The organism is Paenibacillus taihuensis (genome assembly GCF_003386535.1).
Taxonomy (GTDB): Bacteria; Bacillota; Bacilli; order Paenibacillales; family Paenibacillaceae; genus Paenibacillus_Z; species Paenibacillus_Z taihuensis.
In genome coordinates, this window is the sequence record NZ_QTTN01000031.1 from 73,696 (window position 1) to 84,196 (window position 10,501).

At 52.2% G+C, this 10,501-nt stretch carries 6 protein-coding genes; 3 read left to right on the plus strand and 3 right to left on the minus strand.

Annotation, left to right across the window (positions count from 1 at the left end; genetic code table 11):
• Positions 1 to 14 precede the first annotated feature (14 nt).
• The 3 genes from A8990_RS22090 to A8990_RS22100 form a co-directional block, all read right to left on the minus strand.
• Entirely contained in the window at positions 15 to 3,038 is a 3,024-nt protein-coding gene (locus A8990_RS22090) for a carbohydrate-binding protein (protein WP_245996148.1), read from the minus strand.
• A gap of 91 nt (positions 3,039 to 3,129) precedes the next feature.
• Positions 3,130 to 4,023 (minus strand): carbohydrate ABC transporter permease, encoded by an 894-nt coding sequence (locus tag A8990_RS22095; protein WP_116191221.1) that lies wholly within the window; start codon positions 4,021 to 4,023, stop codon positions 3,130 to 3,132.
• A gap of 15 nt (positions 4,024 to 4,038) precedes the next feature.
• Positions 4,039 to 5,013, minus strand: a complete 975-nt coding sequence (locus A8990_RS22100) for an ABC transporter permease (protein WP_116191222.1) — start codon at positions 5,011 to 5,013, stop codon at positions 4,039 to 4,041.
• 177 nt (positions 5,014 to 5,190) lie between these two features.
• On the opposite strand from A8990_RS22100, the gene A8990_RS22105 reads away from it, so the two are divergent.
• The 3 genes from A8990_RS22105 to A8990_RS22115 all read left to right on the plus strand — a co-directional run bounded on the left by A8990_RS22105 (position 5,191) and on the right by A8990_RS22115 (position 10,377).
• The gene (locus A8990_RS22105; protein WP_147306850.1) at positions 5,191 to 6,789 is read left to right on the plus strand and encodes a response regulator transcription factor; all 1,599 of its coding nucleotides are present in this window, start codon (positions 5,191 to 5,193) and stop codon (positions 6,787 to 6,789) included.
• Positions 6,764 to 8,542, plus strand: coding sequence for a sensor histidine kinase (locus A8990_RS22110; RefSeq protein WP_116191224.1), 1,779 nt, complete (start codon positions 6,764 to 6,766; stop codon positions 8,540 to 8,542). Before A8990_RS22105 ends, A8990_RS22110 begins: the two co-directional genes overlap by 26 nt.
• Positions 8,543 to 8,697: 155 nt before the next feature.
• Entirely contained in the window at positions 8,698 to 10,377 is a 1,680-nt protein-coding gene (locus A8990_RS22115; RefSeq protein WP_181909712.1) for an ABC transporter substrate-binding protein, read from the plus strand.
• Positions 10,378 to 10,501: the final 124 nt, after the last annotated feature.

Consider the following 10,501-nt stretch of genomic DNA (forward strand, 5'->3'; position numbering starts at 1 on the left):
GAATCACTCCGTTTCTACTTCACTGTAATCTTGTAGAGCATCGATTGGGCGGCGCCAAGGCTGACAGTGAAAGGTCCAGTGATCTGCTGCGATGTATTCGTCCATAGGTCAGTGGCAGTCACCTTCGCCCCGCTCGGAATGCCCGCGCGTGCAAGGTCAATGGTCTTGACGACATTCTCCTGCGTGTAGTTGAATACGGCCAAGTAGTAATCTTTCTTATCCTTCAGCACGAATTGGTCTGCGGCAGCTGTGCCGGTGTTGCCTTCGACAGGTGCGAATGCTTCTCCCATAAGAGCGACCGCATTGACGCGAGGGTTGGTCAGCAATGTCTTCATGTACGTTTGGGCAGTCGGATTGCTCACGTCATCGGAGTCCAGGTAGACCGTTCCTGAGATTGCAGCGGCATTGACTCGTGTCTGCGCAGCTGCAAGAGAGCCGCCTTTCACTAGCGCCATATAGTCAGGATCCGTATAGCGATAGATCGTTCCGTTCTGCCACCAGCCGTAAGTAAGGTTGTTCAGCTGATATTCCGTCTTGCCGAGTGTCCCGTCGACATCGCACGAAATTCGTCTTGCATGCGCATATTGGCTCGGGAAGAGCGGGGCAATCGAGGCGCTGATGAACATTTTGCCTTCGAGCGCTTTATCAATGTAAGCCATCCCTTGGTTGTATGCCTGAATGCCTGTCTTCACCGTGCTGTCGTAATGCTTGCCTTCCAACGAACCGTGGCTGAGGAAGTCGATCTTGATGTATTCGAATCCATATGCCTTAAACAGGTTGAAATAATAGTCGATCCTCTGCTTAGCCGCCGGATGTGTAGGGTCAATCGCATAAGCGCCATCCACCGTAGGCAGCGGGTTGCCGTTCTCGTCCTTCAGCACAAGGTCGCCGTACGTATAAGCACCGTTCGTGCCTTCGACGGGCTGGTTCATATTGTTTCCCCAGTAGACAAACGGGCTATAGTAGATGCCCGGCTTCTGTCCGTTCTTCTTGATCAGCGCGGCGATGTCCTTCAGCTGCTGCGCCGACATATTGTCCCAATAGGAGTCCAGGTTAATATAGACATTGCCTTTGTTATTGAAGGAATTGTTCTGGAGATTCTCCTTGAAGAAGTTGGAGACTTCCACGACTTTGTCGTAACTCAGATGGCTGTCGTAAGCGCCCCAGCTGTTCCAGCCGACAGGCACGCCGCTTGGAACGCCGTGTTCAAATTCGAGCAGAGGCGCGACTTCCGCGTTCGCTTGCCCGTAGCCCTCGAGACCTTCGCGGTAATCCGCGTAGAAGCCGACGAAAATTTGCGGCGACGTCAGCGTCGTTTCCGTGATTTTGCCATGCGCCTGGGTGTCGTGCGTCGAAGTAGGGGAAGTGAAGCCGCCGTATACCTTCAGCTTGTTGAGCCGATCGTTGGATCCGCTCCAAGACACGCCTGTCTTCCATGTGTCATGCGTAACGGAGCCGATGACGAGCCCGTTGCGGCTGTCGTTATCGTAAATCGCTGTCATCTCGGAGCTGATATAGTTGCTTGTGTTCAGAAATGTATTGATCGTCCGCGCCTGATAGCGGGACCAGCTGTCGTTATCGTAAGGCGTGATCAGTACGCGATTATCCGCATATTTCCCGATATCTACGCCGCCCTTCGATTGGATGACGATCGGCGCCATATCGTTCGTGCTAAGCGCTGTATTGCTAGACGCCTGCTCACTGACTAGGAAATACGGCTGATCGTCATAGATTCGATAGATCTGCTGCAACGTCGGCAGGCCGTCCTGTTTGTTGTCGATCGTAATTTCGAGACCTTTCCCGTGAGCATCGTGAATCTTCTTGACGCTGTCCATCGCGAATTGATGCTTCGCATATTGCTTGCTAGTCAACGTCTGATCGAGCTGAATGCTGCTGTACACGCCTGTTGCGATCGTTTTGCCGTTCCATGCGTATGCCGCGAGCCCGGATTCCGTGTTATAGGTAATCGTATAGTCGCCGTTCGTGGCCGTTACGCCTTTCTGATACTCCGTGACGACCGTATGGCCGAACTTGTTCGACTTCACTTCGGCGCCGATATCGCCAATGGCTCCGTCATTGTCCGGATCACCGCCGGATGAGTCTGCGGCGATAAGCTCTATCTTATCGATGTCCGGGGACCAGCCGCCGTTGTCATCGAACTTGATCGTATTGGCGCCTTGCTGCAGCAGCACTTGGAACTCGAAGGTACCGAGCGTGTCCCAGTTCGCCGTCGGAGGAGGCGATAGAGGCTCCGCTGCTCCGCCGTTCACCGTGACATTGATAGGGCGGGGGTCGCCGGAAATATAGTACATGTTCAACGTGTAGGTCCCTGCGGCAGGCACTTCGACGTTGTTGAATTGCAACGATGAGCCGCCCCATAGATCGCCGGCCTTCTTGCCGCCGGAGCAGCCGATTACCGGATTGCAATCCCGAACGCCTGCGTTGCCGGTGAATGTGTTGGCTGGCGCTTCGCCCTCGATGGAAGCGATGATTTCGCCGCCGCCATTGCTTGGATCACTAGGGACGAGAAGCTCGATCTTATCGATGTCCGGAGACCAGCCGCCGTTGTCATCGAATTTGATCGTATTCGCGCCTTGCTGCAGCAGCACTTCAAATTCGAAGGTGCCGAGCGTGTCCCAATTCGCCGTCTTAGGAGGAGATAGAGGCTCCGCCGCTCCGCCGTTCACGGTGACGGTAATCGGGCGAGGGTCGCCGGAGATATAGGTCATCTTCAAGGTATAAACCCCTGCGGCGGGCACCTCGACGTTATTGAATTGCATCGACGAACCGCCCCACAGATCGCCCGCCTTCTTGCCGCCGGAGCAGCCGATCGCAGGATTGCAATCCCGAATCCCCGCATTGCCGGTGAACGTGTTGGCCGGCGCCTCCGCTTCGATAGAAGCAACGACTTCCCCTGAAGCCGAAGCCGGTACCTCGCTGCCTACTGCGCCCGCGATCGTCGCCGATAAGCTGCTCAGCAGCAGCATAATGGCGGCGATGAGGGATACTACTTTTAACTTTTTTGAAAATGGGATCAAAATCAAAATCATTCTCCTCCTTTTGCAAATTGGATCAAGCATGGTTAAAGCGCTTTAAGTCCTTCTATCAGCTCTTCCATCAGCTCTTCTATCAGCTCTTGATAGCCCCCATCATCATCCCTTTCACGAAGAATCGCTGGATGAACGGATAAACCATAATAATCGGCAGCGTAGCAACCATCGTCACTGCCATGCGGATGCTTTCGCCGGAAACCGGCGTGCGCTTCGAGCTGTTGGCCAGCTGATCCGCTTCGGAGACCATGGCGCCGGTCTGGAATTGATTCAAGATTTTCACGAGCACCGCTTGCAGTGTTTTCAGCTCCGGCTTGTAAGTATAAATATACGAATCGTACCAAGCGTTCCAATGACCGATCCCGATGAATAGCGCAATTGTTGCCAAGACCGGTACGCAGAGCGGGAGAATGAGACGTGCGAAAATTTCGAGCTCATTGGCGCCGTCGATCTTCGCGGATTCCTCCAGCTCCGGAGGCAGCTGTTCGATGAAGGTCCGCACGAGGATCATAAGGAACACGCCGATAAGGCCAGGGAAAATGTAAACCCAGAAGGAATCGATCAAGCCGAGCGATTTGATAATCATGTACGTGGGAATCAATCCGCCGCCGAAGTACATCGTGAAAATAAAGAACAAGGTGAAGAACCGCCATGCAATCAGCTCGCGCTTGCTGAGCGAGTAGGCCATCATGCAGATGGCCATCACGGATAGAGGCGTGCCGATCACCGTTCTCAGAACGGTCACGTTAATGGAGCCGATGAGCTCCTTATTGCGGAAGATGGATTGGTAGCTTGCGAGCGTAAACTCCCGAGGCCATAGATAAAGTCCGCCGCGCACGGCATCGGTCGCGTCATTCAAGGAAACGACGAGAATGTTCCAGAACGGGTAGAAGGTCACGACGAAGATGGAGCACAGGAACAGATAAATGACGAGATTGAACAGCTTATCGGACAGATTGCTTTTCCCGATCATGGTGGACCTCCTACTCTAGAATAGCGATTGGTTATTCAGCTTCTTGGACGAGAAGTTGACGATGACGATAATGATGAACGCGACGACGGAGTTGAATAGCCCGACCGCGGACGCGTAGGAGAACATCGAATTCTGTAACCCGTAGCGGAACGAATACGTCGATAAGACATCGGAATATTCCTGGGTCAAGCCGTTGCCGAGCAAGAAATGCTGATCGAAGCCCGCGTTGAGAACGCCGCCCAGCGATAGAATGAGCAGAATGACGATTGTCGGCTTCAGATGCGGCAGGGTCACGTAGATAATCTGCTTGAATCGGCCGGCGCCGTCTACTTTTGCCGCTTCGTACAGCTCTAGATTGATCGAGGAAATCGCGGCGAGATAAATAATCGAGCTGTAGCCCATTTCCTTCCACGTATTGCCGATCGCGACGATCCACCAGAAGTACTTGCCTTCCTGGAGGAACAGAATGCTTTGATGGGTTATATGGAGTGATTGCAGCAGTTTATTGACGATCCCGTCGGAGGAGAGAACCGTCACGATAATATTCGCGGCGATAACCCAGGAGATGAAGTGAGGGAGATAGGATACGGTCTGTACCGTCCGTTTGAATACGGCATTCTTCACTTCGTTCAGCGCGATCGCGATAATGATCGGAGCGGGAAAAGAGACGAGAAGCGTGAGGAGCGTCGAGGCGAGCGTGTTTCGCATGATGATGTAGAAATCGCCGTTGTTGAAGAAATAATCGAACCAATACATGCCGACGAAATCGCTGTGGAACAGCTGGGTCCAGAATTCGCCGAGCGACGGTTGATAGTTCACGAAGGCCATGTACAGACCGACCATCGGCAAATACGCGAAGAGGAGCGCCCAGACGGCAGCTGGCAGCAGCATGAGAAGAAGATATCGTTGCGCGATCAGCCGGTGTTTGATCGTTTTCGTTTTGGCAGGGGTAACGCTAGTTTGGCTAATAGGTTGTACGGCGGTTTCCATCTGTGCACCTCGATCCCATGTAATAATTGAAATTATACGGGCTTAAATTTACGGCCTTCAATATAACAATGTAATGAAACGTGCGGCAAAACGTCTTTTATGCCGGAAGGCGCTACATGGCGCGGGGAGCCGGTAGTATAATGGGAACATCATTTGACCGTGGGGGGACGCCGAGTGGTGCTGAGCATTTTTTTAGTCGATGACGAAGTGATAGAGATGGATCTCATGCAGCATTTCATAGATTGGAAGAGCTTGGGGATTGAGGTCGTCGGCACGGCAAAGAACGGCAAGAAAGCGTGGGAGCAAATTCAGGCGCTGCAGCCGGACATCGTGCTCACCGATGTCAGAATGCCCATCATGGACGGACTCCAACTGGCCTCGCTCATTCAATCCCACTACGATTGGATGAAGATCGTCTTCCTAAGCGGACATGATGAGTTCCGATTCGTGAAGTCCGCGCTTGAAGCGGGGGCTGTCGGCTATCTGCTGAAGCCGATCGATCGGCGCGAGCTGACGGCCGTGATGGAGAAGGTGAAGGGGGAGATCGAGAAAGTACAATTGCTGCGTCGTTCCAAGCAGGTGCTGATCTCGAAATACTTGGGGGAGCTGGTGACCGCCGCGGATAGCGCCATACGCGAACAAGCGTTGGCGGAGCTTGCGAAGGTAGCGCCGGAGGTTGTCGCAAGGCAATATGTAATCGCTTTAATAAGCGGATCTGCCCAGCCTGCCGTGGATCAAAACCAAGGTTCCGCGGTCATCCAATCGGTGCTGAAGCTGAATTCCCAACCTCTATCTGAAGGAGCCATGCTGCTGAGCCATGAGCTAGGCTGGGTTGTGATCCTTCCTTCTGCGGCTGGTGGAGCAGAGGATGGTCTATGGCAGAGCCTATCGACTGCGCTCATGGAGACGCTAGGGGAACCGGTAACGATCGGAATCGGCGGCGAGGGCCTGGGGCGGCAGCTTCATGAGGGGCATGACATGTTCTTGGAAGCCGTCGCGGCTGTGGAGGAACGATTCTATCTCGGGCATGGACACATCATTCACGCCGGAGAGGTTCAGCATTCTCCTGAGGTGGATGCGACTGTGAATGTGACTGTGACTGTGACTGTGACTGTGGACGTGGATGTCACTTTGGAGAGTGATATTTTGCTGCAGAAGCTAAGTCTGTCTGATGCAGAGGGGCAGCCATTCCTGAATGAGCTCCACAGCTGCTATGAGCGGTTGAAGAGAATGCGCGTAGATAGAGAACAGGTCGTTCAGATATCCAAACAGCTGCTCCAGGCTATTCATGCGGAATTGCTGAAGTACGAAGACCGCGCCAACATGGGAGTCGGCGAAGTGAATGAATGGATACAGACGATTGAAACACGGAATACGATGGATGAAATCACAGGTTACATCGCTGCGCTTCTCGAGACGATCAGACAATATCTATCGACTAAACAGCAGGACCCGCATGCCGCGCTCGTCCAAGAAGTCGTGGAAATCATCGAGAGCCAATATGGCGAATCGCTGACGATTGAATATCTGGCGGGGAAGGTATATCTGTCTCCGAATTACTTGAGGGTGTTGTTTAAAGAGAAGAAAGGCTGCACGGTTCATGAGTATTTGACCAAGGTGCGCCTGACGCGGGCCGTCGAGCTGCTTCGTAACCGGACATTGAAGATTCACGACGTGGCGAAGAGCGTCGGTTATGACAACACGTCCTACTTCTGCTCGTTCTTCTACAAAACGCAAGGAGTCACGCCGAATGAATATCGCAAAAAGTTTCTATAATTCCTTGCGGAAAGTGCATTTCAACTTCATTAACCGGCGGCTGAGGAGCAAGCTGTTTCTCGTTTATTTGATTGTCACGATTCTCCCAATCTCGTTCCTCGTCCTCTATTCGAACCAAACGACCAAGAAGCAAATCGTCGATCAAGCGGTTACGAACGTCGGGAGCACCATCGATCAGATCAATAACAATATCGAGAACAAGCTGGAGATGTACAAGCAAATTTCCACCTTGATCTATTTGGATACAGAGCTGCGCAATTATCTAATTACCAGTTATGAGAAGAACTATGTGTCTTATTTGGATGCATACGACTATATCAACAAGACGTTCTACAAGATGCTGGCGATGAATCCGAACTTGAAGTTTATTACCCTCTATACGGACAATCGGTCACTGCCATCGGACGGTTATTTTATTAAGCATATGGATGAGCTGCCTGGGCGATTAGTTACGCAAACGTTCGAGGCGGAAGGGAACATTACGGTCTTTTACCTCGAGGACACGGACGCGAAGAGCAGAGGCATAACGCTCGCGCGGTCGCTCAATTACTTGAGTTTGAACTACCCTTACGGCATCTTGACGATGGAAGTGACGGAACGCGAAATTTATTCGTTGATCGAGAAAGAGACCAAGAACAAATCGGTTATCGTCGCCGATGAGGACGGGGGCATCATTACGTCCGGAATGAAGGACGCCAGCATCCGCAATATTGCCGATATTCGTGCGCTCAAAGGCGCTTCCGCAACCTACAATGGCAGTTATTTGTACAGCGAGAACGGGCAAGAGAAGATGCTTGTCATACAGAAACCGCTGAGGAACGGATGGCGAACCGTCGTGATGGTGCCGTACGATGAGCTGCTCGGACAAGCCGGGAAAGCGACGAGAAAAATGCTCTTCATCTCGCTTGGCTGCATCGCTGCGGCCATGATTATGATCTACGCGACAAGCCAGTTCATGACGAAACGGTTCGAGTGGCTGCTTCAGCAAATCCGCAAGGTGGAGCGCGGCTCGTTCGACTTATCGAACAAGCCGATGGGCAACGACGAGGTCGGGCAGCTGTCTTTCGCGCTATATAAGATGGCCTCGACCATCCAAGGTCTGATCAATGACGTGTACAAGAAGGAAGTTGCGAAGAAGGACGCGGAGATGAACAGTCTGCAGGCGCAAATCACGCCTCATTTTCTCTATAATACGCTGGCGTCGATCTCGGCTTTGGCGATCAAGAACAACAATATGCAGGTCCATGAGATGGCAGACGAGCTGGCGAGATTTTACCGGATCTCCTTGAACAAAGGGAAGAAAAGCATCTCGATCGCCCAGGAGATCAAGCTGACCCAGCACTACCTGTCCATTCAGAAAACGAGATTCGATGGCTTGTTCAACGTGCATTACAAGCTGGACGAGTCGCTCCTGAACTACATCACCTTGAAATTAATTGTGCAGCCGTTCATCGAAAACTGCATCAATCATGCGATATGGGACGACGAGAGCGGCATCAATATCGTCATCAAGCTCTGCGCGGACGGCGATGATATCGTGTTCAGCATCATTGACGACGGTATGGGGATTTCCCGCCCTATACTGGCGAGAATGACGGAGCAGACCGAACAGCCTGCAGGATACGGCATTTATAACGTCAATCAGCGGATTAAATTGGTGTACGGGGATGCGTACGGGGTGAAAGTGTACAGCAGAATCGGCATCGGAACGACCGTTCAAATCCGTATTCCGAGGACGATCACTTATCTATGATAGATGTTTTCCGTTACATTTCTTAACAAAGTTGTATAGAACGCGGCAGGGGCGTTTGTCTACAATAAGAGCTAAGCAGAGCGTTTCTTACGCCGCCAGGGACCCCGGTTGTATGAAATCGCTGCCAAAATAGCTAGAGGGGGAAATGATCTGCAATGAGGAGAAACGGGCAAGTAAAGTTACTCGCGACAATGGGGATAGTGCTGTCTTTGCTTGTAGGCTGCGGAAGCAACAATGCGCCGTCTACGAATGGAAATACATCTTCGAATACGAATTCAAATACGACTGCGAACGAATCGAGCAATACGGGAGAAAGCGATAATAATCCGGCAGCGCTGGACAATTCTCCAATCACCTTCACCTTCTTCGATAAAAACACCGGCGATGCGTTCGACAATCCGGTTGCCAAAGCGATTACGGAAAAAACAGGGGTTACAATCGAGATTCAACAGCCGACGGGCAATCCTTCCGAGAAGCTGAACCTCATGCTGGCAAGCAATGACCTGCCGGATATGCTGGCGATCGGACGCGGCGATTTGCTCGACAAATATATTGCGGCAGGCGCACTGATGCCGCTGAACGATTTGATCGATAAGTACGGGCCGCACATTAAGGAAATGTACGGCGATACGCTCAATAAGACGCGTTCCGCGGACGGGAAGAACTATTATTTGGCCAACTGGTACGGTCTGGAGCAATATCCGGTATTCGGCTTCCTGATGCGCATGGACGTGATGAAAGAGCTCGGCGCGGGCGACAAAGCGAGCAACGGCGAGCCGTTCACGGCGGATGAATTCGTTGGACTGTTGAAAGCGTTCAAGGACAAATATCCGGAAGTGAATGGCAAGAAGACGACGGCCATGACCTTCAATGGTGACAATATGGGCGCGATTATGGATACGTTCAAAGGCATGTACGGCATTATGCCTTATTATGAAACGAACGGCGAGCTCAAGATCGATATGAAAGACCCGAAATACTTGGATATGCTCAAGTTCATGAACTCGCTCTACAACCAAGGCCTTATCGACAAGGAATGGGCGACGAACAAGACGCAGCAGTACGAACAGAAATTGTCCAGCGGCGCGTATTTCTCCACGGCCGATGCGTTCTGGAACGTCGGCAAACCGAATGCGATTCTGAAAGAAGCGGCGGCGGACCCGTCGAAGAAGGAAGAAAGCCAGTTCTACCCGTATAAAGTCGTCGCGCCGGGCGTTGATGCTGCGAAGACGACTTACGGTCCGAAGAACTCCCTCGGATGGGATGGCATCGGCATTTCGAAGAGCAACAAGGATGCCGTTCGCGCCATTCAATTCCTGGATTACTTGGCAAGCGAAGAAGGGCAGTACCTGCTGATGTGGGGCGTCGAAGGCGTTCACTGGGATATGAAGGACGGCAAGCATGTGCCGCGTCCGGAAGTGTTGGAAGGCTTCAAGAAAGACTGGGGCGCATATTCGACGGAAAGCGGTATCCGCAAATGGACATGGGCGATCAAGAACGGCCCGGGTTCCGACGGTACGCCTTACGACTTGATCGGACGTTACGAAACCGACGAAGTTTCCAAGCTCGCGATCAAAAACTTGGCGGATACCTCATTCGATACGGCGATTTACGATAACCTGGGTCCAAGCGGCGGTACGCCGGAGGCGATCATGCAGCAGAAGGTGTCGGAAACGAAGTCCAAGTATTTCCCTCGTCTAGTCATGGCTGAGAATGAAACGGCGGTTACGGAGCTGTACAACACGATGATGAAGGAAATGGAAGCGGCCGGTCTCGATAAGCTGGAGAAGATCTATACGGACAACTATAACAAACGCAAGGAATTGTGGAAGTAATCATGAAGACTGTCGCGAAGATTCGCGACAGTCTTTTGTGCGCTTGGCAGCGCAATCGACTAAGGAGTGAAAGTCTCTAGCACACCGCGAGGTGGCGGAAGTGCATAGCTGACGCATAGTGCTT